This is a genomic window from Pseudomonas sp. A39 (genome assembly GCF_058145955.1).
Genome location: NZ_JBYVMD010000012.1, coordinates 14,370 through 38,580, shown reverse-complemented (window position 1 = coordinate 38,580; position 24,211 = coordinate 14,370). Strand labels below are relative to the sequence as shown.

The window sequence follows — 24,211 nt, the reverse complement described above, 5'->3', positions numbered from 1 at the left end:
ATTGATGCTTCAGCCCTGCCCATCCCGCATTTATCGGTACCACCGATAACAACGCCGCCGGGCATCTGAATACTTGCAAGTCATTCATGAGCGTCTTCAAGACGCCTAAGGAGCACGTCCGCATGCCTCGTATGATTGCTGCAGTGGCCACCCAGGCCAAAAGCCCGCTAGAACTCAGAGAGTTGACGATCGCCGAACCGGAGGGGAATGAAATCCTCATCCGCACGGTCGCCACGGGTATTTGCCACACCGACCTTTTGTTGCGAGACGGTATTTTTGGCCCGAAGCACCCGGTAATCCCGGGCCACGAAGGCGTCGGCATAATCGAGGCTGTCGGTAGCGACGTAAAAAGCCTGCAGGTGGGCGATCACGTTGCGCTGAGCCAGAGTTCCTGCGGCTACTGTTCGGATTGTCGCCGCGCGCACCCAATGAACTGCAGGAACTACGTCCAGTACAACCTGACCGGCGCTCGCCCCAATGGCAAACGCGCCATCCTGGATGCGGACATTGCATCGAATTTCGTCGGCCAGTCCTCGTTCGCCAGCTACATCCTTGCGACAGAAAACAATGCGGTAAAGCTGCCCAAAGACTTTGACTTAAAGATCGCGGCTCCATTGGGATGCGGCATGGCCACGGGTGCAGGCACCGTCATGAACGCGATGCAGCCGCCCGTGGGCGCCACCATCGCGATATTCGGCTGCGGTGCGGTGGGCCTGGCAGCAATCATGGCGGCAAAGATTCGACGTTGCAGCGTGATTGTCGCCGTCGACCTGCACGACTCGCGCCTGCAAATGGCCAAGGACCTTGGGGCCACACACGTCATCAACGGTCGGGCTACGGATATCGTCGAGCAGATTCAGAAAATCACGGACGGCGGTGCAGACTTCAGCATCGATGCCGTCGGTTTGCCCAACGTTATTCGCAACGCCGTCGAGTCGACTCGCCCAGGTGGTCACTGCGCCCTGCTCGGCCTCGATAGCCTGGGCAAAGACATCCCGATCCTCCTCGATTGGATTGCATTCAACCGCAAGCTTCAGGGCGTGATTCTGGGAGACCAGATCCCCCAGGTATTCATCCCTCAGTTGGTGCAGTTGCAGCAGGAAGGGCTGTTTCCGTTCGAGCGTTTCATCACCCACTACCCGTTTGAAAACATCAACGAAGCCATCGCCGATGCCGAGTCCGGCAAGGTCATCAAACCCGTCTTGCTGTTCTGAAGGAGCCCTTATGACTGCCATCTATGTGGTTGCCAGCTTCACCGTAAAACCCGAGAGCATTACGCAAGGCAGCGCCCTGATCCAGGGTCTGGCCGGTCCATCGTTGAAGCAGAAAGGCTGTCTGTTCTACGACGTGTACCAATCGACCGAAAACAACAGCGAGTTCGTCATCGTCGATGGGTGGGCCACTCAGGAGGACGTTGACGGGCATGCCAATAGTGAGCACGTCGCCAAAACAGTCGAAAGGCTCAATCCACTGTTGGCCGAGCCTATTTCGGTCAAGACCTATCGCAAGCTTTCGTAAACCTCCCCACAAGCATGATGCGTTCCCTTAAAACAACAATACGAGGCAACAAAAATGGAAAACGTAAAAGGCAAAGTTGTAGCAATTACAGGCGCCAGCAGCGGTATCGGTGAAGCAACTGCAAGGCACCTGGCCGGCTTGGGCGCCAAAGTCGTCATTGGTGCGCCTGCCAATACCGTGTCCGCGATGGAAAAGATCGTTAAGGAAATTCAGAGCGCTGGCGGCACTGCCACTCACGTAGTGGTCGACGTCACACGCCGCCAGGACGTTCAGCACTTTGTCGACGTCGCCGTGGAAACCTACGGCCGCCTGGACGTGATCGTGAACAACGCCGGGATCATGCCACTGTCCCCGATCGAGGCCCTCAAAGTAGACGAGTGGGACGCCATGATCGACATCAATATCAAGGGCGTCCTGTATGGCATTGCTGCTGCCCTGCCCGTGATGAAAGCGCAGAACAGCGGCCATATCGTCAACATCGCATCGGTGGCGGGCCACATCGTCACCCGCAACAGCGCGGTGTATTGCGGCACCAAGATTGCGGTACGTGCCATCTCCGAAGGCCTGCGCCAGGAGATTGGTGAGCACATTCGCACCACCATCATCTCGCCGGGTGCCGTTGAGTCCAACCTGGCCTCGACCATCACTGACGTCGAAGCCAAGGCCGAAGAGAAGAAAGTGCGCGACATCGCGATGAAAGCTACCGCCATCGCCGGCGCCATTGCGTTCGCGATGTCCCAACCGCCGGAAGTCGACGTCAACGAAATCCTGATCCGTCCTACGGCACAACCTTTCTAACCCTGGGTTTACCGGGCAGCCTGGCTGCCCGGTCGCTGGCTTATAATTACAATAACGGAGTCAAGCATGAAATCATCCATCAAACGGTGGGCAGCTGCGCTCAGCCTGTCTTGCACCGTAGCCCTGTGTGCTCCCGTAGTCTTCGCCGAAGATCTCTACCTGCTGGCTGATACCGCACCTGCGAGCGGGACCAACCCCCAGACCAAGCCTGACGAATTCAAGAAAAAAGGGCCTTGGAAAATTGGCATGAGCCACTACGGTCTTGCCGGTTCAACCCATACCTATCAAACCGCTCACGAAGCCGAACAAGCCGTCAAAGGTATCCCACAAATCAAGGAATACCTCTTCCGAAGTGCGGACCTCAGTCAGTCCAAGCAAGCCGCTGACATTGAAGACCTCATCGCCCAAAAAGTCGATGTGCTCATCGTAGCGCCCCTGACCACCACATCAGCTTCAGCAGGTATCGAGAAAGCCCGTGCGGCAGGTATCCCCGTCGTCGTTTACCTGGGCAAAACCAGTACCGACCAATTCACCACCGAGATCCAGGGAGACGACTTCTTCTTCGGCAAGGTGATGGCCGAATACCTTATCAAGCAGACTAACGGCAAAGGCAACATCTGGTTGCTGCGGGGCGTCGCGGGGCACCCGGTTGATGAGGATCGCTACAAAGGCGCAATGGCAGCCTTCAAAGCCGCGCCAGGCATCAAGATCATTTCCGATCAATACGCCAACTGGTCCTACGATGATGCCAAACGCATGTGCGAAAGCCTCTACCTGTCTAACCCTGAAGTGAACGGCATCTGGGCTGACGGCGCGAACATGTCGCTCGGCTGCGCCGATGCACTGCAGCAAATGGGCGTAGCCACCCTGCCCCCGATCACCGGCGAAGCCATGAACGGCTGGTTGCGCCGCTGGAAGACCGACAACCTGAAATCCATTGGCCCCATCTGCCCACCCGGCTTGAGCGCTGCGGCGGTACGCGCTGCCGTCGCGCTGCTTGAGGGCAAACCTGTCTACAAGCATTACGTGAACCGCCCCGACCCGGTCACTACCGACACTCTGGATAAATACGTGCGCATGGACCTGTCGGATGCCTTCTGGAGCCCTTCCGAAATACCGGAAGAGCAACTCCAGAAATACTACGGCACCAAATAATCCTGATGACGCCATCGCGCAGGCATTTGCATGCCTGCGCCTTTAACCGGAGGATCAACCATGCTACGCGCACAGAAGATCATCAAAACGTTTGGCAATACCACTGTGTTGCATGGCATCGACTTTTCACTTGAAAAAGGTTCGATCCATGCCTTGACCGGCGAGAACGGCGCCGGTAAGTCCACACTTATGAAAATCATCGCGGGCGTGCACAAACCAGACAGCGGCAGCCTGGAACTCAACGGCGAACGCCTGGTGCTCTCCTCCCCTCTGGATGCGCTGCACAAGGGCATCTCCACGGTGTTCCAGGAGTTCACGCTCATCCCTAATCTGTCGGTCGCGGAAAATATCTTCCTGGGACGCGAACCGCGCACACGAATGGGAGCGATGGATTACGCAACCGCCGAGAAAAAAGCCACCGAGATACTCTCTCGGGTCGGACTCAACTTCGACCCAAAGACCCTGGTAAAAAACCTGACCGTCGCACAGCAACAGGCCGTCGAGATTGCCAAGGGCATATCCGCCGATGCTGACATCTTCATTTTCGACGAACCGACCGCCGCGCTCAATGCCGCCGACGTAGAGCGGCTGCAACAGCTCATCTACGAGTTGAGGGACGCCGGCAAGGCGATCATTTACATCTCACATCGGTTGCGGGAAATTTTCGAGATGTGCGACACCGTGACCGTGATGAAGGATGGTCGGCATGTCGCCACGCGTCCAACCGCGTCACTGACCGAGCATGAATTGGTCGCCCTGATGGTGGGCCGAGACCTCGTCGATTTTTTCCCGCCGCGCGGCGAAGTCGCCAAAAACGTGGCACTCGACGTACGTGCACTCAAGGTCGAAGCGCATTCGCCCGACGTCCGATTTTCCCTCAATCGCGGCGAAATATTGGGCGTGGCCGGCCTGGAGGGCCAGGGCCAGCGGGAGATTGCACGCGCCATCGTCGGACTCAAAGCGGCTGCGCATTCGGACATTGTCAAAATGTCCCCCTCCACTGGCGCGACGATCCGGCTGGACCCAACGAACGGTATTGAACCGATGATTCAAGCCGGATTGGGCTTCATCCCCGAGGACAGGAAAAGCGAAGGTCTGTTTTTAAACCTGTCGATCGCCGACAACATCGCGCTGGGTACGCAAATAGGACGCCCCCTTGGCTCGATCCTGACGAATGCAAAATCTGTGGTTGCCGGGCTTATGCGCGATATGAACATCGGCAAAGGCGATTCGCGGGTGATCGTCAAGTCGCTGTCAGGAGGTAACCAGCAAAAAGCCTTGATCGGCCGCTGGCTGGCGTCGGGGGTCGACGTCATCGTTCTTGAAGAGCCGACGCGCGGCGTGGACGTCGGCGCCAAGGCTGAGATTTACCGCCTGCTGCGCGAATTTGTCGAACAGGGCGGAGCACTGTTGGTGCTTTCACGCGAGCTGTTGGAGTTGATCGGCTTGTGCGATCGAATCCTGGTGATCCACGAGGGCCGGATCGTCACACAAATGAGCGGGTCGGAGGCGACCGAAGAACGCATCTTGCACGCCGCCATTGGCACGCAACACTCGGATGTACACGTCGCCTCCCACACAGGAGTTCATGCCTTATGAGCGCCCTCAATCTTTTCGCCATGCCTCGCAACTCAAGAAGTGGCACGCTGCGTATCGCGCTGATGATTCTGGCATTGGTCCTGCTGGTCGCCGCCCTCAGCTCCCCCGAGTTCTTAACCCGGCAAAACCTCTCCAACGTCATGGCGCAAACCGCCCCGCTGGTGCTCGCTTCGGTTGGCCAAATGATGGTCATCGTCACTGGCGGCCTCGATGTTTCCAACGGTGCTGTAGTGAGTCTCACCACGACCCTAGTGGCCATGCCCTACCCGGCCGCGATGACCTTCAGCATCGCCCTGCTGGCAGCGCTGTCAATCGGCCTGATCAACGGGGTTGGGGTGGCCAGGCTCAACGTTCACCCCATCATCATGACGCTGGCAACCATGAGCTTTGCCCAAGGTTTGGCGCTGCTGCTGCGTCCGATACCAGGCGGTGATGTGCCTTCCTGGCTGACGACGCTGGTAAACGGCGATGTCGCAGGTGTGCCCTTGTCACTGTTCTGGATCGGCGTACCGGTAGCGGCGGCGGCCTGGCTGCTGTATCGCCGGCCGTTTGGTGTTCACCTGTTTGCCGCCGGCGGCAGTGCCGAGAATGCGCGTCTGAACGGTATCAATACGCAACGCATCATCATTGCTGCTTACCTGCTGAGCTCGCTGTTTGCGTTCATTGCCGGTCTCTACCTGGCGGGCCGTCTGTCTTCGGGCGACGCCAAAGTCGGCAACGCGTTCAACCTTGATTCGGTGACGGCAGTGGCGTTAGGCGGTGCTCAACTAAGCGGCGGGGTTGGCAGCCTGCTGGGCACTGTAGTGGGCGCACTGCTGGTAAGCCTGATCGGCAATGCGATGAACCTGTCCAACATTTCCGCTTTTATCCAGATCGGTGTGAAAGGGTTACTGCTGCTGGCAGTGGTAAGCCTGCAACGTCGCAAGGAGATTGGTCTATGAACGCCCGCTCTTATACACCGTTACCCCTAGCAGCCAGGACGACCAGCCAACGGGCTAAAACCGTGTTGCACTGGGTCCTGCAACTGCCCCCCTCTTATCTGGTACTCGCCGCACTGCTGGTGATCATTGCCTTCTTCGCCAGCAACCTGTTGAACCCGATGTTCACCTCAATCATCCTGCGCCAGTGTGCGCCACTGGGCATCATCGTATTGGGGCAGGCACTGGTGATGAGAGCCGGGTCAATTGACCTCTCGGTTGTCGGTGTGTCCGCCATGACCATCTACCTCGTCACATCAGGCGTACTCTCCAGCCTGCATCCTGCGCTTATCGTCATCATCCCGATTCTGCTCGGGATGCTGGTGGGCGTGCTCAACGGCATCTTTATCGCCTACATTCGGGCGTCGGCCGTGATGATCACGCTGGGCATGACGACGGTACTGCTCGGCGCTGTTTCCTGGTTGACCACAGGACAGCCACCTGGGGCAGTTCCTAAATGGCTCAACCTGGTAACCAGCGAACGGCTTTTGGGGTTGTCATACGCGATTTACATATGGGTCGGGTTGACCATCGTGTTCGCATTGGCGGTGCGCACACTGGTATTCGGTAAGTTTTTAGCCGCCATCGGCGACAGCCCGAAGGCCTCGACCATCTCCGGGTTGCCCGTGCAGCGAGTGATCTTCATCAGCCACGTCGCAGCGGGCATTTTAGGGGCGATGGGGGCATTACTACAGACCTCGGCATTGGGGGTCGGCAGTATCAAACCAGGGTTGGATATTGCAATGAATGCCATCGCAGCAGCGATATTGGGCGCAGTGACATTCGGCAGCGCGCGCGGCGGCGTGATGGGCCCGTTTATCGCAGTGCTCGCCTTCGGCTACCTCTTTGCGGCACTGACCGTGTTCGGTATCCAGGAGCCCGGCAAGCTGATGGTACAGGGCCTGGTCATCGCCGTGGCAGCGATAAGCGCCGGCGTTCGCCAAAAATAAAGCGCCACGTCAGGCCCGCATAGCCGGGCCTGCCGCTCTCATACTTTCTGAATCACCACCCTTGGCATCTCCACATGCCAGAGGCGATGACGCGTCGCTGTTAGTTAGTCATTTGAATGCAAAACAATAATAAAAAGGATGACACCTTCATGAACAGAAAGATAAAAAACGTCGTAGTGATGATCTGCTCGTCGATAGTGTTCCCACTGTCGGCACATGCACTGGAGTTTTCGGGTTACTTGCGCGCAGGTGCGGGTGGGTCCTCCAGTGGCGGCACTCAATCCTGCTTCCAGCTTCCGGGAGCACAGTCGAAGTATCGGCTGGGAAACGAATGCGAGCAGTACAGTGAACTTGAGTTGCGACAAGACCTGGCGAAGTTTGATGACGGGTCGGTGTTGAGCGTGGATGGCATGGCCGCCTTCTATGAAGGCTACGGGCATACCCCTGAATTCACGGGTGATGACGGCTGGGCAAGGATGGCCCAACTGTACGGCCAATGGAGTAATGTAGCCGCGCTCAACGGCGGCTCGCTCTGGGCAGGCAGACGGTTTTACAAACGAAACGACGTGCTGATTTCAGACTACTTTTACTGGAACCAGAGTGCCACAGGCGCTGGCGTGGAGAATGTTCAATTAGGCGACTACAAGTACAGCTATGCCTTCTCGCGTAAGGACAACGTATTCCAGCGCGACTACATAAACCGCCACGACTTCAATGTCGACGGCATTCAAGTGAACCCCGGCGGTGTACTTCAACTGGGGTTGAGTTACATCGAAAAGCCGAATCGCGAGCAAGTCCATAACGGCTGGGCAGTGACCGCCCAACACAAGCAAACGCCGTTTCTGGGAGGGCATAACACATTTGCCCTTCAGTACGGCGAGGGCTCGGGCACGGGGCTGGGCTACACCGGCGATCCGACGCTGGACGACAGCTCGCGCAGTTGGCGGGCCGTCGAGTATTTCGACTGGCAGGTAACGCCGCGTTTCGGGGGCCAGTTCAACGTGGTCTATCAGCAAGATGAACGCTATATCGGCGGCAGGCAAAGCTGGTTGTCGGTTGGGGTACGTCCGAGCTATGCACTGACGGAACATATCAAACTCGTCACCGAAGTGGGCCATGACCAAGTGAATGCGTCTGGCGGCATGCGCAAGTTGAATAAATTTACGGTTGCGCCCACATGGTCCCCTGCCGGCCAAGACTTCTGGGCTCGGCCGGAAATCCGCTTGTACTACACCTATGCGCAGTGGAACAAGGCAGCGCAAGAGGCGGCATCAGAGCTCGTGCCAGGAACGGCGCTATCTGATAGCGGTGCATTCGGCACCAGTCGCAACGGTTCAAATTTTGGCGTACAGATCGAGTATTGGTGGAAATAAACGAGCTGCTTTAATCAAGGCTCGCCGCACACCGCGGCGAGCGCTCATCAATTTAAAGGCGCGTCGCGCTTTCCCCCCCCGCTTTCTGCGGGGTCGCTTCATCAGCGGCCGAATATGAATACCCGTCAACATTGTATTACAATTACGCCGCAAAGCCTGTGTGCTGCTCCATATGATGGCTCTACAAGCCTACCTGCATACAATCTGCTATTAATATAAACAGATCTATTACGCATCAAGCTGTGTGTGACCTAAAGGCGGGAGTTTTATGAGTAGTGATGCAATGCCGGTAATGAGCCGCCCTGAAACACTCCGAGGGCATGTGGAGAGCTTCCTGCGGGAGGCCATCATGAATGGACGGTTCGCTCCCGGAGAACGGCTGGTGGAGCGCGAGCTTTGTGAGATGCTCAAAGTCAGCCGTCCGCCCCTTCGAGAGGCCCTGCGAAAGCTCGAAGCTGAAAAGCTGATCGTGATCGTGCCGCACAGGGGCCCGGTGGTCGCCAGCCTAGACATTGCTGAAGCTCGCGAACTCTACGCGCTGCGTGGCCTCCTTGAAGGTTTTGCAGCCCATGAATTTGCCAGGCTTGCCTCTGATAAAGATATCGTCAAGTTGGGTAAAGCCGTCAACAACCTGCACAAGCAGTCCAGCAATCCGGATCGCCGCGCACTGATTGAAGCCAAATCAAAAATCTATGACGTCTTGCTCGGCTGCTGCGGCAACCGGCTGATCACTGAAGTACTCCAGGGACTGCTCAGTCGTATCAACCTGCTTCGAGCAACCTCTTTCTCCAGGCCTGAACGATTGCGCGAAAGCCTGGCTGAAATCGATGAGTTGCTGGCCTGCATCAAAAACCGTGATGGCGAAGGTGCCCAACGCATGGCCACCCTGCACATCAAGAATGCCGAAAACGCGGCACTCGAGGTTCTGGAATCCAGCACGGAGCAGTAGCCGACTCACGCCGGGATCCCCCAAGCGATACCGCCACGCGCGCGGATGTTCATTCCGCCGTCAGCGCGAGACAAGCGCGGGTGATACGCTTGCAGGCGTGCTCCAAGGTGGCGGTCGACGTGGCAAAAGAAATGCGGAAGTATCCTTCCAGGCCAAACGCACTCCCCGGTACCACCGCCACCTGCGCAGCTTCGAGCAGGTACCGGCAGACATCCACGTCATTCGTCAGCACTTCACCGGCTGGCGTTTTGCGTCCGAACAGCCCCGAGCATGAAGGGAAGAGATAAAAAGCGCCCTCCGGACGGCGGCATACCAGGCCGGGGGTGGTGTTAAAAGCGTCCAGGCAAAGATCCCTGCGCTGACGAAACACTTCATTACGCTCAGACAGAAAGTCGATAGGCCCGTCCAGCGCTGCCACGGCAGCGGCCTGGGATATCGCGCAGGGGTTGCTGGTGGTCTGCGATTGAATGGTGGCCATGGCGGCGATCAAAGGTTTAGGACCGCCCGCATAACCAATGCGCCAGCCCGTCATTGAATAAGCCTTTGAAACGCCATTCACGGTCAGCACGCGATCATGTAACGCCGGCATCTGCGAAGCCAGGGTGGAAAATACCCATCCGTCGTAACTCAGGTGCTCGTACATGTCGTCCGTCAGCACGTAGACCTGCGGATGCTCCAACAATACGGCGCCCAACCGATCAAGCTCAGTCGCGCTATAACCCGCACCCGTCGGGTTGCTTGGCGAATTCAAAATCAGCCACTTGGTACGCGGCGTGATTGCCTGCTTGAGTTGCTCGGCAGTGATTTTGAAGTGCTGATGGGCCGCACAAGGGACCTCAACGGGCGTGCCCCCTGCCAAGCGCACCATGTCCGGATAGGACACCCAGTAAGGCGCAGGAATGATGACTTCATCCCCAGGGTTAAGGGTGGCCTGCAGCGCATTGATCAGTACTTGCTTACCGCCGGTGCCGACGCTGATTTCGTCGGTCGTGTAGGTGATGCCGTTTTCACGCTGAAACTTGCGAACGATCGCCGCTTTGAGCTCCGGAGTTCCATCCACATCGGTATAGCGGGTCTGGCCTGCATCAATCGCCGCTTTGGCAGCTGCATTGATGTGATCAGGGGTGGGAAAGTCCGGCTCACCGGTCGACAAGCTGATGATATCTACCCCATTGCGGCGCAGCTCTGCGGCCTTGCGCGTGATTGCTAGCGTGGGCGAGGGTTTAACCGCTTTCAGCAGATTTCCGAGCAATTGCATGGGGCCACTCTTCAGCATTCGTTGATAGTGCGTGAATGCTAGCGGCCCCCGCAAAACAATTAAAACAATATATCTGGATGAGTTTAAACAATTATATTTGTTAGCTGTCAGCCGCTTTTTCGCTCCTGACACCGGTGCTATTGCGCAAAATTGGCTCTAAGCATTAGCGCCCGGCGCTTGACAGCTTCTGTAGCGAGCGATATAGAATAAAATTCAACATGCATTCGTCAACACCGTTTGCAGGTTCGCTTGAGCGGGCCATTTGTGAAACATCGCCTGATCTGGAGGAGCTATGCACTCAGTTTTTATCGTCGGTGGTTCGGGTAAAGTGGCCCGAAGCCTTGCTCAACAGCTGGCAGAACGAGGCCATCAACCACATTCGTTATACCGTCATGCGGAACAAGCCGAGGGGCTCGAAGCGCTCGGCGCCATCCCAGTTGCCGGTAACTTGCTTGAGCTTGACACAAAGGCTCTGGCCAAGCTGATGGCGGGCAGTGATACCGTGGTATTCGCGGCCGGTGCCGGCGGCAAAGGCGGCGCACAGATGACGGATGCCATCGACGGTCATGGCCTGGAGCTGTCTGTCGCCGCGGCTCGGTTAGCGGGTATCCGGCGCTTTATTCTGGTTTCGGCGTTTCCAGAGGCATCGCGTGGCAAAACGGTGTCCGAGACCTTCGAAAACTATATGGCCGTGAAGAAACGCGCGGACGTGCACCTCGCTGCAAGCGATCTTGACTGGGTCATTCTGCGCCCCGGCACGTTGCTGGACTCGCCTGGCACTGGCAAAGTCCACGCCGGCCTTGCCATCCCCTACGGCGACGTACCGCGCGAGGATGTCGCAGCAGCCTTGTTGCAGATCATCGAACAGCCCGGTGTGAGTCGCGTCATCATCGAACTGACCCAAGGCACTACGCCGGTCGATGAAGCTATTCAGCCGTTTGATCGGGATCGTCGACAGGCATGAACCCACCAACCACCATAAAGCTGCTGCTGGTCGGCGCGAGCGGGCTGGTCGGGCGTCATGTCCTGGATTTAGCGCTGTCGGACCCACGCGTCGCAAGGGTCTATGCGCCGACGCGAAAAGCGCTGCCGGCACACCCGAAACTCATCGCGACCCTCACCGATTTTGAGCATCTGGGTGAACAGGCAGAGCAATGGCAAGCGGATGCCGTGATCTGCACCCTGGGCACCACGCTGAAAACAGCGGGCTCCAAAGAAGCCTTCGAACGCGTCGACCATACCTACCCACTGGCAGTGGCCAGGTTAGCTGCTGATCACGGCACGTCGACCTATGTGCTCAATTCCGCTATCGGTGCCGATGCAGGGTCTTCATTTTTTTACAACCAAGTCAAAGGACGCCTGGAACAGGATCTGGCGAAAGTTGGATTTGAATCGCTGACGTATGTGCGGCCGGGTGTCATTGGAGGCAAGCGTGAAGAGGTGCGCCCTGCCGAGCACGTCATGATCCTCTTGTTGAAACTCGCGGCGCCGTTGTTGCCGGGGCGCTGGCGACTCAACCCCCCGGCGCTGATCGCGCGGGCACTGCTGGAAGCCGCGATTAATCGGGCCCCAGGCGTGCATGTTGTTACGTCGAGCAGCATGACAAGGCCAGGTTAGGCCAGTAAGCGTCGGCTCATTTCAAGCGCCGCGTCAAAGGGCTCGCGAGTCCGGTTGACCTTGACCAGCAACGAGGCGCCCAACCACATCTGGTAGAGCGCTTCAGCCAGCATCGCGGCGTCAACGGACGCGGCGATTGAGCCATCGGCTTTGCCCTGCTCAACACAACGAATCATCCGCTCGATAATCAGGGCAGTACCCTTCTCAAGCACACCGCGCATGTTTTCGGACAGGTCGCACACTTCCGCCCCCAATTTGACCACCAGGCATTTTTGATCGGTGTGATCAAACGCCTGTGTCTCGGCCCAATAGCGTAGATAGATCAGCAGACGTTCGGCGCCGGAGCCCTCACTGGCCAACTGCACATCGACACGCGTGAGGTACTCGTCAAAGTACTCTTCGAGCAGCGCTTGGCCAAACTCATCCTTGGAACGGAAGTAGTGGTAGAACGACCCTTTCGGCACACCCGCGGCCGCGAGCAGCTCGGTAAGGCCGACGGCGGTGTAACCTTTCTGGGTCATCAGCGACCTGGCGACATCAATGATGTGCTGGCGCATGTCATGGGCGGGTTTCTTCATAATGCGGCGCATGCTATCAAAAAAAACGATCAAGCGGCAGGCGCCCGGTGGAGCGCCTGCCGTTGTTCACATGTGCAGCAAGGAGGAAGAAGGGAACTCAACCCACCTGTTTCAACAGCGCAAATCTCGCAGGGCTCATCACCTTCATCATCAAGGCGGCGGCACAGCCCACGACAAATGAAATCATCACAATCATTTCCATGATGGAGGCTGCAAGTCCGGCATTCTCACCGCCAACCAGCGCGGGCAGATTCTGGACCGCCACGATCAGGCAAGCGACCAATCCGAGGAACCCGCCGGTGGGTGCCACAACGGTGTTCCAGAACGGATGTGGCGTGTCGCTTCGGCGGAAAAACACCAGTACCGAAACGCACGTCAGGGACAGGATCACCATGTAACCCAGTGTTCCCGCTGTCGCACCCCACGCATAGATCTGGGTGACCGGGTCCATCCCGATCAGCGCGCAAATGGCGACCGCCAGCAGCGACAACGTTGTTTGCAATACCGAGGACACAAAGGGCGACCCGTGTTTCTGATGCACGCTCCCCAACTTTGAATGCAGCACGCCAAAGCGTCCCAGCACGTATTGATAGCGAACGACGATGTTATGCAGCGACAACACGCATGCAAACAGACTGGTCACCAGCAAAACCTGCATTACATCCACAAAGGCTTTGTTGGTGAATCGCTCCACCATGGTCAGATACATATCACCTGGGTGATCGGTCGCTTGCTGTACCACTTGCGATAACCCCACACCGTTCACCTGGCACCACATCGACACGGCGTAGAACACGCCAATCACAAATACCGCGATGTACGTGGCCTTTGGAATGGTCACATTCGGGTTTATCGCTTCTTCGCGATAGACCACCGTCGACTCAAACCCCGTGAAGCAATAGATGGCAAACATGATCCCAAGGCCCGGCGACCCCGACAGAATACTGGTCGCCGAAAACGGCTCCAGCGCATCCGGGCCAATACTGCCGCTGCCAATAATGGCGGCGTCCACCACCAACACAATCAGAATTTCCAGCACCAATGCCACACCCAGGAATTTGCTGCTCAGTTCAATCTTCTGATAGCCCAGGATCCCTACCAACGCGGTAATAGCTAATGCCAGAAGCCACCAGGAAATAGTGATACCCAGCGTGGTCAACAACAGCTGCGACAAGGCGAAGCCAATGTAAGCCTCCAACGCCACCAGGATCATGAAGTACGAGATCACTGCCAGGGTCGCGGATCCCAACCCAATGGACCGCCCCATGCCTTTTTGGATATAGGAATAGAACGCCCCTGCGTTGGTGATGTACCTCGACATGTAGATGAAACCCACACTGAAGAGAAACATGATCACCGTTGCAATCATTGCGTCAAAAGGCGCTGCGGCGCCATTGCCCATGGAGATAATCAGCGGCGTATTGGCAACCATCACGGTTAATGGCGCGGCCGTTGCAATCACCATCAGCACAATCGAGGTAACACCTAAAGACCCGGACAAGCCCGGTTTGCTATCAGTAATGCCTGGCTCTGCAGTGTGCATATTCGCCCCTATGGATATTGTTTTCCCGCAAGAAATCACTGATCTACCTTCGACGTCCCTGCCCTGACGGTTTCAGTAAGTTCGCAGTTGTCTGAACCGCAACTAAAGTGACGCGCGTTTAAAGGGAGTGCCCCTGATACGCCGACTCACCGAATCGACAACATGCGTCGTGATCATTGTTGCGCCCGCGTAAAATTCGCCGCTATCCAATATCGGCGCGTGGTGCACGCCAAACATGACTGTTTTTCAGCACGCACCAAAAGGAAAACCCCATGCTTCGTTACCGTGCATTTAGCGATCAATTCTTTTATCTGAAGCGCTGATTGCGCGCGGCAAGCTGGAACGAACATTGCTGCTTCAACGGCAGACTTCGGAGACTGTCGTGATGCAGCACAATCCAGATACCGCCCTCCCGCCCTGCGCACTTCCAAGAGTTGCATGTGAGCGGTCAAATGACCCGTTCCTTCAATCGAGAATTCTTCCTGACTGGATGCAGGACTATACCCAGCTCTCCTGTGGCAACTTTGAAGGCGGCGTCGCGCGTGCATCTCTTGGGCGAGTCCAAGTGTTCAGAGAATGGATCAATCAAGCCGTCGATCAACGCTCGGTCGCTGACACCGATGTCGTGATGATAGGTGTGACCTTGCATGAAGGGACGTGCTCTTGGCAGAACAGGGAAATGCAGGCCGACTCGTTATTCATCATGCGCCAAGGTGAAGAAGCCCGTTTCTGTGCGACAACCAAGTCCGACATCCTGGCGGCGACAATTGACGTGTCATTCCTGAACACGCTGTCCCAGGGCCTTTACGGGGTGAGCGCCGACCGCCTGGTCAACGGCGCCTGCCTGCTCAAAGGCGATACACAGGGGATCGCTCGATACAAATCCTTGCTGCTATCAGGCCTGGGTTCAGCCGTGGCGTGTCCGGACTCGATCGACAGTGAGGCCACGCGCCTGCAACTCTGCGAGGATGTCACCGTGGCGGCGCTTGAAGCGATGGGCAGTTTGTCCCATACGCCATCTTCTTCACCGCGAGATCATCGGGTTCATCGAGCGATGGTAGACAGGGCGCGCGCGTTTATTTTGAGCCAGCCAACGGCCAACCACTCAGTGGAAGCCTTGTGCGAACACTTGCACATGAGCAGGCGTGGACTGCACAGCGCATTCATTCAGGTGGTGGGTGTCAATCCGTGCACGTATATCCGCCAAGTGCGCTTGCACGGCGCCCGCAAAGACATTTTAAGTGGCGTGCCTTCGGTGTCTGAAGCCGCCATGCGCTGGGGGTTTTGGCACTTTGGTATGTTCTCCCACTACTACAAAAACCAGTTTGGAGAGTTACCTTCGGAAACGTACCGCAACCCGCCCTGTGTCGGGATGGGAACCTGGCCCCCACTGAGTTGAAAGGCCCTTCCAACGACAAAAATATGAATATATTTCCAAACGAAACATAACTATTATTTGCGCATGATCAAAGAACTGAAAACCCTTATCGCCGTAGCGAGAGAAGGCACATTTGCAGCCGCCGGCAGCAAAATCGGCCTGACTCAAGCAGCGGTCAGCGCGCAGATGCAACGCCTTGAGGCCGAGCTTGGGGTCGAGTTGTTCGACCGCAAAGGGCGTTCGGCGCAACTCAATCAGATGGGGCATCAAGTACTGGCTCAAGGCCAGCAACTGGTGCTTCAGTTTAAAAACCTGGGCACAAGCTCGGTGGGCCTGCCAGCCAGCATTCTGGTGACTATCGGTGCGATTGCATCCGTTCAGCGCTCTTATCTCCCGGAAGCGCTGGCTGAATTTCACCAGCGCTCCCCGGCCTGTAGAACACGCGTCATACCGGGCCTTTCGATGGAGTTGGTGAACCAGGTCGACTCGGGTGAAATCGACATGGCCGCAATCATCCGCCCACCCTTTTCTCTTCAAAGCGATCTGCGCTGGACAACCTTGGCGCGCGAACCGTATCGACTGATCGTCCCCGCCGATATGCCCGGAGACGATTGGGCCGAGTTGGTGTCGAGCCAGCCCTTTATCCGCTACGACCGTTCATCTTTTGGCGGGCGGCAGGTTGATCGGTTCTTGCGACAGACCCATTTTTCATTGCATGAAGTCTGCGAACTCGATGAACTCGATGCGATCATCAAGCTGGTCGCTAACGGTGTTGGTGTGGCCTTGGTACCGGAAACGGCCACCCGCAAGGAGTGGCCTGCTGAAGTGCGCGCGATCGACCTGAAACAGCGTACGTTCCATCGCGATATAGGCCTGGTTCATCGCGCGCGCCGCAGCCTTACCGAACCGGTGAAATTACTGGCGCAACTGATTACCGAGCAAGCGGTGAAAAAGCACTAGATAAGTCGCGAGGCTCAGTCATCGATCTTGTGCGCGCGAAGCAGCGTCCACCGCCCGCGCTCATCCAGGAACTTGCGCCCCGAATGGTTGATGAACCCCAACAGCACGCCCAGGCAAAGCGTGACCATGATGTAAAACCACTTGTCCGGCCCTACAAAGAACGTACACGCCACAGCACCAAACATCATCGGAATATTTGAAAACAGCCCCCATGGGGTGAACAGCAAGTGCGTCGCGCACAGCGCTATGGTGACCAGGCCAACCGAAAGTGCAGACGCCACCAACGGGTGCAAGCCCTGATGTGCAAACAGCGAATCCAGGTAAATAAAAACGATGCCCCATACCACTCCCGCCACCGCACTCAGGCAGGCATCAGCGAATTTGTCGGCTCTGGCGCCCCCGCTCAGGTAGATAGGCAGCGCAACAAAGGTGCACGGCAGCGCGCCCAGTAAACCGAGCGGGCTCATCAGGTACAACAGCACGTAAAGCCCTACGGTAATACCGATCCACACACTCAAATTCAACGAAAATCTTGTCGACATCCTATTCACTCCTGCAACGCGTTTATTGTTGTTTGTCGTGCATCAGGCGCTTCTGGAAAACATCGATTTGTGTATCTTTGCCGCGTGCGAACGTCAGCCAGGCCTCATTGATCATGAGGCCTGGCTGTGTTGGCTCAACACTCAGCGACGCAGGCCGGCCTGCTTCAGCAATGGCATCACCCGCTCATTGAAAAACGGCAGCTCTTCGTTGTAATCGACCATGGTCAACAACGTACCGTCGACTCCGGTTTTCTTCAGGTCGATCAGGCCTTGGGCCACTTGCTCCGGAGAACCAATCAAGGGATAACCGCCCCAGCCCGCGATGAAGCGTTCTTTGAACTTCGCGTACATCTCTGCGGAGTGGTTCTGCGACTGGACTTGCAGCACATCGGCCAGGTTGTCGCACGCCACGCGGTCGCCCTTTTCTTTGACGTAGTAGTCGTAGTATTCGCGCGCTTCCTTTTCCGTTTCTCGCACAATGACCGGACACGATGTGAAGGTCCCCAGTTCCCGGCCAAACTTGGAGCGGGCCAGGTCCTTGACGTGCTTGACCCAGGCGGCGCCTTTCTCCATGTCCTGCATGAAGCCGAAGTTGAAATCGCAGTGCTTGGCCGTGAAATCCAGACCTTTACCCGACGACCCGGCGCAGATCATCACCGGGCGCCCCGCCTTGTTGTAAGGTTTGGGCTCCATGACGGCGTCTTTGGTCTTGTGGAAGTCACCGTTGTAGTCCACACCATTACGCGCCCACAACGCAGCAACGATATCCATCCATTCATCCGCATACTCATAGCGCTGGTCGTGTTCCATCATCTCGCGGCCAAACATCTCCATTTCCGGAGTAAACCAGCCGGTCACCAGGTTCAAGCCAAAACGGCCTTTGGAAATATGGTCGATGGTGGTCGCCATTTTAGCCGCAACGATCGGATGAATAGTGGGCACGTGGGTGGTGGAGAAAAACTGCAGCTTGGTGGTAACTGCAGCCATCGCAGCGGCCCAGGTGAACGTCTCCATGTTGGTGCCGTTGAAGTTGGTCTCACCACCGAAACCACGCCAACGCGCGATAGGTACCATGCACTCCCAACCCGCCGCTTCCAGCTGCTGAGCGATCTTTACGTTGTGCTCGAAGGTCGGCTCAAACGTGGATTCAGCCGTGGTGATTGCGCAGGCGTTTGAGCAGTTGGTTCCGAACACCCCCAATTTCAGCGCGTTGTCGTTGAACATAGGGTTGCCGGTTTCGTGAAAGCGTTCTTGCATGTCCATTTCACATTCCTCTTTTTATTGTTGTTGATGCTTACGGAGCGCTGGGTCAGACGCCCATATCGTCAAACACTTCCTGCGCCAGGCGGAAGCCATCAATCGAAGCCGGCACACCACAATAAATCGCCACTTGGAGCAGTACTTCGCGAATTTCTTCTTTGCTCAAACCATTATTGATCGCGCCGCGCACATGCAACTTCAACTCGTGAGGACGGTTCAATGCCGAAATCATGCCCAGGTTCAGGAAGGAGCGTGTACGGCGATCCAGACCCGGACGATTCCAAATAGCGTCCCAGCAATACTCGGTCACCAACTCCTGCACCGGCCAGTTAAAATCCGTGGCCTTGGCAATGGAACCATCCACATAAGCTTCACCCAGCACTTCACGGCGGGTCTTGAGGCCATCATGGAAACGCTCGGAAAGTTGGTTGCCATCGGGCGAAGTAATTTTTGCTTGGCTGTTCATTTCATCTTCCTCGGGGTGAGTTAATACCTTGGCGACCTTATGACTGCCTACACAGCCATCGCGCTAAAGTGTTGCGGTTAAACATTCAGGTTTAGAGCTATGCCACCAAACTGGGCCTTACTTGTTTAGTGCTAACAGCATTCGCTGCTTTCCACACAATCAACTCTGCAATCGAAATAATGATGAGTTCGTGCTGTTGTGCGAACACTTCAAGATCAGCACGACGCGCCATGCTGCCGTCGTCCTTGAGGATCTCGCAGATCACACCTACCGGCGACAACCCTGCCAGCTCAGCAAGATCCACAGCCGCTTCGGTGTGACCAGCGCGCTCTTCAACGCCACCGTTGCGGGCGATCAGCGGAAAAATATGCCCTGGCCTTGAAAGTGCCTGTGCCGTCGTGTCAGCCGCCGCAAGTGCTCGAAGCGTCAACGCGCGCTCTGCCGCTGAAACTCCGGTGGTGACGCCTGCTATCAAATCGACAGAAACGGTGAACGCGGTTTTCATGGAGTCGGTGTTGCGCTCCACCATCAGCGGTAATTCCAGGCGCCGTGCAATGCGTTCAGGCATCGGCGCACAGACGATCCCACGGCATCGGCTGACCATAAACGTCAACGCCTGCGTGGTGGCGAACTCGGCAGCCATCACGACATCACCTTCGTTTTCGCGGCTCTCGTCATCCACCACGATCACCATCCCGCCGGTGGCGATGACTTCCAGTGCTTTCTCAATCGTTGCAAAGCCCATAACAACCTCTACGGTCTCAAGTCTCAGGAGATATCACTTGATCGCGGCGGATCTGGCGAAGCGCCCGTCTTCGTACAAAAGTGGCGAAATATCCGGCCGGGTATCGACCCACAGCACTCGGCCGAAAATCACATCGTGAGAGCCGATGGTCGCCACTTCACACACCTCGCACACCAGCGCCGCCTGCGCGTCGGCCAGCACCGGCACGCCGTGCTCCTCTACCCACTGACCATGCTCAAAGCGCTCCTGCCCTTTGAGCTGGCCGCTGAAAATCGGCACCAGATCGACGTGGGAGAGGTGCAGCATGTTCACCGCGAAGCGACCGCTCACCTCCAGCGCAGTACTGATGGAGGCCGAGCGATTGACGCAGACGAGGATGGTGGCGGGGTCGGCAGTCACCGATTGAACCGCCGTCGCAGCCATACCGAACGGCTGGCCCAGGTGGCGCGTAGTGATCAGCGAGATGGTCGATGTCAATCGACGCATCGCCAGCTTGAAGTCGTTAACGAGTTCTTTTTCTTGTTGTTGTTCTTTCATGTCTGCCTCTTCCAAGGAGTCCCATGGGGTGTTGGAATGAAAACTTACAGATCGTCAGACAATCTGTCAAAATATTTTGCATGATTGACAGATTGTCTGACGACTTTTATAAGTGATCGAGCATTTAATTCAACGAGGGACACACCCATGCCACGCACGCTGTATGGCCATATGAAATCCAGCAACGTCATGAAAGTCGTCTGGCTGATGGACGAACTGGGGCTCGCCTACGAGAGGATCGACTTGGGCAATGTTTTCGGCGGGCTTGAAGAGGACGATTACCGCGGGATGAACCCCACCAGTCTGGTTCCAACCCTGGTCGACGGTGACTTCACGATTTGGGAAAGCAACGCAGTGATGCGTTACCTGTGCAACGCTTATGCACCGACCAGCCCCCTCTATCCGGCGGCGCCCAAGCTCCGTGCGGTGGTCGACCAGTGGCTGGATTGCCAACAGACACAGCTCACCCGACCACAGACCGTGGTGTTCTTCCAGTTGATTCGTACCGCCCCGGAAAAACGCGATACACCCGCGTTGGAAACCGCGATTCGCGAAGCCGGCAAGGTCTGGGGCTGGATCGAACAGCGCCTGGCCACACATGAGTACATCTGCGGGCAAACGATGACCATCGCCGACATTGCCTGGGCCGTGCACGCACACCGGTGGCTGAACATGGACTTCGACCGGGCGGAGTTCCCCAACCTCAAGGCCTGGTACGCAAGGATGCTCAAGCATCAATCCTTTCGCCAGAAATGGGCCGGCCCGGTGGTTTGATCAGAGAGATGAGTGCTATGGAATTACACAATAAGGTCTGCATCGTCACGGGCGCCGCCAGCGGCATTGGTAAAGCGGTGGCCACACTTTTTGCAAAAAACGGGGCGTCGGTGATCGTGGCCGATGTGAACATCGAGGCCGCACGCGCTACGGCGGATGAGATCGACGCTTTCGCGATCGCATGCAACGTCGCCGTGAACGCCGACGTACAGTCGATGGTTGAAACGGTCATTGAGCATTTTGGCCGCATCGACGTGCTGGTAAACAACGCCGGCTTCGGCATGACCGGCAACGTTGTCACCATCGAAGAAGAGGATTGGGACCGCCTGATGTCGGTCAATCTCAAAGGCATGTTTCTGTGTGCCAAGCATGTGGTGCCCGTCATGGCCAGGCAGAAGTCCGGGTCCATCGTCAACACCACGTCCTATACAGCCACCAGCGCGATTGCCAACCGTACCGCCTATGTGGCCTCCAAAGGCGGCGTATCGGCGCTCACACGTGCAATGGCACTGGACCATGCTGCAGATGGCATCCGCGTGAACGCCGTCGCGCCGGGCACCATCGACAGCCCTTACTTCGACCGGATTTTTGCCCAGTCAGATAACCCGCAGGCACTGCGTGCAGCGTTCGACGCACGCGCCGTGTTGAATCGAATGGGGCGGCCGGAGGAGATCGCCGAGGCCTTCCTGTTTCTCGCCTCCGACCGCTCACGCTTTGCGACCGGCAGCATCCTGACGGTGGATGGCGGCTCTTCGATCGGCAACCACCTGGTTGACTGACCTTTACCTGTGACCTTTGCCCGGTGAATGCCGGGCTTTTTTTGCACACAGATAAACGAAAGCCGCCGGCCACACGAACCGTGCGACCGGCGGCTCGTTCACGCGTAGTCAGGCCGTCGCCAGCCCTGCACGCTGTGCAACATGGGCCAGGCCCTGCATCAGATAATGCCGAAAGTGATCCGGATGCTCAGTCATCGGGAAATGCCCTAGCCCGTCCATCACCAGGTGTAACGAACCCGGTATCAACTCGGCCAGTTTGGCGCCGTCCGCGGGCGTAGCCGAGTAATCATAAGTGCCCGAAAGCAGCGCCACCGGTGTGCGTCCTGCATCGATTCGCGGCGCGGTCTTGGCCCCGTCGAACTCGTCGCTGTAGAACGCCAAGTCACCGGGATAGATACCCGGGCCGCCCTGGGAGTAAATCCAACTGGCGCGGCGCCGATCCTCGACAGGGCTGGTCGGGCTCATCAAACCTCGTACGTAGGCGCCGTTGTGCAGCCCACCATGAACTTGCACATGATTCTGGTAAGGGTTGCGACGGCCACGCGACTGGAAGGGGGGCTCCAACGCCACCACGCCGATCAATTGCTCAGGGTGTTCGGCCGCCAGCACCAGGGACATCGCCGCGCCCATGGAACCGCCGACAACGATGGCCGGCGCGCCGATCACCTGCTCAATAAACGCCGTGCACCATTGTTGATAACGTTCGCTGGTCAGCAGGTACGGTGCTCCATCCCACGTTCGCGGTGGCATCGACTTACCATGGAACGGAAGATCGATCGCATACATACGAAATTGCTGCGCCATCTGGACGTCCGCCATCTGCGCGAAATACTGCCGCCCATCAGCACCTGCAGTGTGCAGGAACAGCAAGGGAATACCTTCCCCAGCCACTTCGTAATACATCTCGTAGGCCTGCCCCGCCGCGTGCACCTCGGCATACTGGCCTTGAATCTGGGAAAGGGACCGCTCGACAGCGTGTGCCGGTGTAGAAGGAGTCAGGGTTACCAACTCAAACAAACGCTCGAGAAACGGTCGCGCCTGGGCAATCAGTTGTGCATCGCCGCTCACCTCAAATGCCGGGTTGGCAATCTGCAGTGCTGTAAAGCTGTGATAAGTGGCAACCGGCGGAGTAGTCAACACGCGCGCCCATTCAGGTTCGTCGGCCTCGATGCGGATCGTTGGCTCACCCGTAAAGCCTTTGAATAGTCGCCCGTCGACAACACTCAGCCCAATGGACTGCCCGCCTACCCTGAACTCGACAGCTACCGATAAACCAGGCGCCAGGCGACGCAGCTCGGGGTCCGGGTAAGCGTCAACCAGCCGCTCATTCAAACTGATGAAAGTCATTATTTTTCTCCTGCGCCACTGTTGCAGTGCCGCGTCATCACGTCAGTGTCCTACCGCCCAAAGCGGGCTGCATGGAGTGCAAACCGGTGCGCATTTATCAACTGCCAGGCGACAGGATAAAGGCGAGACCACGCCGTGATGAATATCCAGATTTGCAGACAATCTGTCAATCATACAAAGCTACGCTTCCTCCTCGACACTCTCCAGATAGCTGATAGCCACATTGGCCGACAGCTGGATATGCTTGCGACAGGCCTCCCCCGCCCTGGCGCCGTCTCTGGCTTTGATCGCCGCAACGATCTCTTTGATCTCCTCAACCGAATGCTGGAGCCGCCCAGGTTGAGTCATCGACATTGCCCGCAGCAGCGTGATGCGGTTATGCAGCGTCGTCAGCATCTGAACAATAAAGACGTTGTTACTGCCCTCCATCAAACACACATAGAACTGGGTTTTCGCTTCGATCAGGGCATCACGTGCGACGCGCGTGCTATCCAAGTCGCGGTCCGGGTATTGCCAGTATTGTTGGGCACGAAACTCGAACATCGCGGCAGCTTCCTCCAGCCGTCGAATCTGCGCGTCGGTACCGAGCAAGGCGAATTCCTGGCCGGAAAAACTCTCCAGCAGACCGCGCACGGCGTAGAGCTGACGCGTTTCATCCAGGGAGATCTTGTTCACCGACGGCCCTTTGTGAGGGTTGCAGGTAATCAAGCCTTCCGCCTCGAGCTGGCGCAGTGCCTCGCGAATGGAGGTACGCCCTACCCCTGTCATCTCACACAGTTCTCGTTCGACCAAGCGCTGCCCAGGGCGCAAAACTCCGGTGGAGATAGCTTCCCGAATCTTGTCTTCCACCAACAAACGCAGGGTCGCGCCACGCTTGGGCACTTGAAGGCTTGATTCACTCATCGACGCACTCTCCTCATACGAATCTTCTTTCTCAGGGCTGCTCACGGGTCAGCAGGCGAGCTCGGCGACATCGGGTGTCGAAACTCGCTGCTCCCGGAACCTGAGATTGTCTGATTGTATGTGAACTACGCAACCTACAGCTACAAAAAGGCAGTTTTGCAGGCACGACCATGCGCTCAGCCAAACAGCAGCAGAGAAGATACGT

The 24,211-nt window shown here is 57.1% G+C and carries 25 protein-coding genes; 15 read left to right on the top strand and 10 right to left on the bottom strand.

Annotated features, from left to right (window positions below):
- The first annotated feature begins 122 nt into the window (after positions 1 to 122).
- The 9 genes from AC3ZU9_RS11925 to AC3ZU9_RS11885 all read left to right on the top strand — a co-directional run bounded on the left by AC3ZU9_RS11925 (position 123) and on the right by AC3ZU9_RS11885 (position 9,319).
- Positions 123 to 1,214, top strand: a complete 1,092-nt coding sequence (locus tag AC3ZU9_RS11925) for an NAD(P)-dependent alcohol dehydrogenase (RefSeq protein ID WP_102060539.1) — start codon at positions 123 to 125, stop codon at positions 1,212 to 1,214.
- Positions 1,215 to 1,224: 10 nt separating this feature from the next.
- On the top strand, positions 1,225 to 1,518 hold the full coding sequence (locus AC3ZU9_RS11920; RefSeq protein WP_158242094.1) for a putative quinol monooxygenase: 294 nt from the start codon (positions 1,225 to 1,227) through the stop codon (positions 1,516 to 1,518).
- A 54-nt stretch (positions 1,519 to 1,572) separates the two neighbouring features.
- Positions 1,573 to 2,316: an SDR family oxidoreductase gene (locus AC3ZU9_RS11915; protein ID WP_064052522.1), complete on the top strand. Its 744-nt coding sequence runs from the start codon at positions 1,573 to 1,575 to the stop codon at positions 2,314 to 2,316.
- Between the two features lie 66 nt (positions 2,317 to 2,382).
- The gene (locus AC3ZU9_RS11910) at positions 2,383 to 3,471 is read left to right on the top strand and encodes an ABC transporter substrate-binding protein (protein ID WP_490090762.1); all 1,089 of its coding nucleotides are present in this window, start codon (positions 2,383 to 2,385) and stop codon (positions 3,469 to 3,471) included.
- Positions 3,472 to 3,531: 60 nt separating this feature from the next.
- Positions 3,532 to 5,070: a sugar ABC transporter ATP-binding protein gene (locus tag AC3ZU9_RS11905; RefSeq protein ID WP_102060543.1), complete on the top strand. Its 1,539-nt coding sequence runs from the start codon at positions 3,532 to 3,534 to the stop codon at positions 5,068 to 5,070.
- Positions 5,067 to 6,011, top strand: a complete 945-nt coding sequence (locus tag AC3ZU9_RS11900; protein ID WP_490090761.1) for an ABC transporter permease — start codon at positions 5,067 to 5,069, stop codon at positions 6,009 to 6,011. The genes AC3ZU9_RS11905 and AC3ZU9_RS11900 overlap by 4 nt, the downstream gene beginning before the upstream one ends.
- The gene (locus AC3ZU9_RS11895; protein ID WP_102060545.1) at positions 6,008 to 6,997 is read left to right on the top strand and encodes an ABC transporter permease; all 990 of its coding nucleotides are present in this window, start codon (positions 6,008 to 6,010) and stop codon (positions 6,995 to 6,997) included. The genes AC3ZU9_RS11900 and AC3ZU9_RS11895 overlap by 4 nt, the downstream gene beginning before the upstream one ends.
- A gap of 149 nt (positions 6,998 to 7,146) precedes the next feature.
- A complete protein-coding gene (locus AC3ZU9_RS11890) occupies positions 7,147 to 8,370 on the top strand; it encodes a maltoporin (RefSeq protein WP_490090760.1) in 1,224 nt (407 codons plus the stop codon).
- Positions 8,371 to 8,638: 268 nt separating this feature from the next.
- Positions 8,639 to 9,319 (top strand): GntR family transcriptional regulator, encoded by a 681-nt coding sequence (locus AC3ZU9_RS11885; protein WP_064052516.1) that lies wholly within the window; start codon positions 8,639 to 8,641, stop codon positions 9,317 to 9,319.
- Positions 9,320 to 9,368: 49 nt separating this feature from the next.
- On the opposite strand, the gene AC3ZU9_RS11880 is transcribed toward AC3ZU9_RS11885, so the two are convergent.
- Positions 9,369 to 10,577, bottom strand: a complete 1,209-nt coding sequence (locus AC3ZU9_RS11880; RefSeq protein ID WP_490090759.1) for a pyridoxal phosphate-dependent aminotransferase — start codon at positions 10,575 to 10,577, stop codon at positions 9,369 to 9,371.
- 292 nt (positions 10,578 to 10,869) lie between these two features.
- On the opposite strand from AC3ZU9_RS11880, the gene AC3ZU9_RS11875 reads away from it, so the two are divergent.
- The gene (locus AC3ZU9_RS11875) at positions 10,870 to 11,541 is read left to right on the top strand and encodes an SDR family oxidoreductase (protein WP_490090758.1); all 672 of its coding nucleotides are present in this window, start codon (positions 10,870 to 10,872) and stop codon (positions 11,539 to 11,541) included.
- Positions 11,538 to 12,194: an NAD-dependent epimerase/dehydratase family protein gene (locus AC3ZU9_RS11870; protein WP_490090757.1), complete on the top strand. Its 657-nt coding sequence runs from the start codon at positions 11,538 to 11,540 to the stop codon at positions 12,192 to 12,194. Before AC3ZU9_RS11875 ends, AC3ZU9_RS11870 begins: the two co-directional genes overlap by 4 nt.
- Here AC3ZU9_RS11870 and AC3ZU9_RS11865 read toward each other — a convergent pair.
- Together AC3ZU9_RS11865 and AC3ZU9_RS11860 are read right to left on the bottom strand one after the other, a co-directional pair.
- Positions 12,191 to 12,772: a TetR/AcrR family transcriptional regulator gene (locus AC3ZU9_RS11865; protein ID WP_064052513.1), complete on the bottom strand. Its 582-nt coding sequence runs from the start codon at positions 12,770 to 12,772 to the stop codon at positions 12,191 to 12,193. The two genes, AC3ZU9_RS11870 and AC3ZU9_RS11865, sit on opposite strands and share 4 nt — an antisense overlap.
- A 97-nt stretch (positions 12,773 to 12,869) precedes the next feature.
- Entirely contained in the window at positions 12,870 to 14,315 is a 1,446-nt protein-coding gene (locus AC3ZU9_RS11860) for an APC family permease (protein WP_490090756.1), read from the bottom strand.
- A 385-nt stretch (positions 14,316 to 14,700) separates the two neighbouring features.
- On the opposite strand from AC3ZU9_RS11860, the gene AC3ZU9_RS11855 reads away from it, so the two are divergent.
- Positions 14,701 to 15,714 carry a helix-turn-helix domain-containing protein gene (locus AC3ZU9_RS11855; RefSeq protein WP_490090796.1) on the top strand — a complete coding sequence of 338 codons (1,014 nt, stop codon included), beginning with the start codon at positions 14,701 to 14,703 and terminating at the stop codon, positions 15,712 to 15,714.
- Between the two features lie 63 nt (positions 15,715 to 15,777).
- Positions 15,778 to 16,653: a LysR family transcriptional regulator gene (locus AC3ZU9_RS11850; RefSeq protein WP_490090755.1), complete on the top strand. Its 876-nt coding sequence runs from the start codon at positions 15,778 to 15,780 to the stop codon at positions 16,651 to 16,653.
- 14 nt (positions 16,654 to 16,667) lie between these two features.
- On the opposite strand, the gene AC3ZU9_RS11845 is transcribed toward AC3ZU9_RS11850, so the two are convergent.
- From AC3ZU9_RS11845 to AC3ZU9_RS11825, 5 genes are all read right to left on the bottom strand, one after another.
- Positions 16,668 to 17,195, bottom strand: coding sequence for a DUF1097 domain-containing protein (locus AC3ZU9_RS11845; protein ID WP_490090754.1), 528 nt, complete (start codon positions 17,193 to 17,195; stop codon positions 16,668 to 16,670).
- Positions 17,196 to 17,336: 141 nt separating this feature from the next.
- Positions 17,337 to 18,458, bottom strand: a complete 1,122-nt coding sequence (locus AC3ZU9_RS11840; protein ID WP_110623609.1) for an LLM class flavin-dependent oxidoreductase — start codon at positions 18,456 to 18,458, stop codon at positions 17,337 to 17,339.
- Between the two features lie 46 nt (positions 18,459 to 18,504).
- A complete protein-coding gene (locus AC3ZU9_RS11835) occupies positions 18,505 to 18,921 on the bottom strand; it encodes a carboxymuconolactone decarboxylase family protein (RefSeq protein ID WP_034105481.1) in 417 nt (138 codons plus the stop codon).
- 97 nt (positions 18,922 to 19,018) lie between these two features.
- Positions 19,019 to 19,666 (bottom strand): 3,4-dihydroxy-2-butanone-4-phosphate synthase, encoded by a 648-nt coding sequence (gene ribB / locus AC3ZU9_RS11830; RefSeq protein ID WP_064052508.1) that lies wholly within the window; start codon positions 19,664 to 19,666, stop codon positions 19,019 to 19,021.
- Between the two features lie 33 nt (positions 19,667 to 19,699).
- Entirely contained in the window at positions 19,700 to 20,203 is a 504-nt protein-coding gene (locus AC3ZU9_RS11825) for a flavin reductase family protein (protein WP_034105483.1), read from the bottom strand.
- A 147-nt stretch (positions 20,204 to 20,350) separates the two neighbouring features.
- Here AC3ZU9_RS11825 and AC3ZU9_RS11820 point away from each other — a divergent pair, with 147 nt between their 5' ends.
- Entirely contained in the window at positions 20,351 to 20,977 is a 627-nt protein-coding gene (locus AC3ZU9_RS11820) for a glutathione S-transferase family protein (protein WP_490090753.1), read from the top strand.
- A gap of 17 nt (positions 20,978 to 20,994) precedes the next feature.
- Positions 20,995 to 21,756: an SDR family oxidoreductase gene (locus AC3ZU9_RS11815; RefSeq protein ID WP_490090752.1), complete on the top strand. Its 762-nt coding sequence runs from the start codon at positions 20,995 to 20,997 to the stop codon at positions 21,754 to 21,756.
- A 108-nt stretch (positions 21,757 to 21,864) separates the two neighbouring features.
- Here the strand turns inward: AC3ZU9_RS11815 and AC3ZU9_RS11810 are convergent, their stop codons facing one another.
- The gene (locus tag AC3ZU9_RS11810; RefSeq protein ID WP_490090751.1) at positions 21,865 to 23,103 is read right to left on the bottom strand and encodes an alpha/beta fold hydrolase; all 1,239 of its coding nucleotides are present in this window, start codon (positions 23,101 to 23,103) and stop codon (positions 21,865 to 21,867) included.
- Between the two features lie 180 nt (positions 23,104 to 23,283).
- Positions 23,284 to 24,006 (bottom strand): GntR family transcriptional regulator, encoded by a 723-nt coding sequence (locus tag AC3ZU9_RS11805; protein WP_034105491.1) that lies wholly within the window; start codon positions 24,004 to 24,006, stop codon positions 23,284 to 23,286.
- Between the last annotated feature and the right edge of the window lie 205 nt (positions 24,007 to 24,211).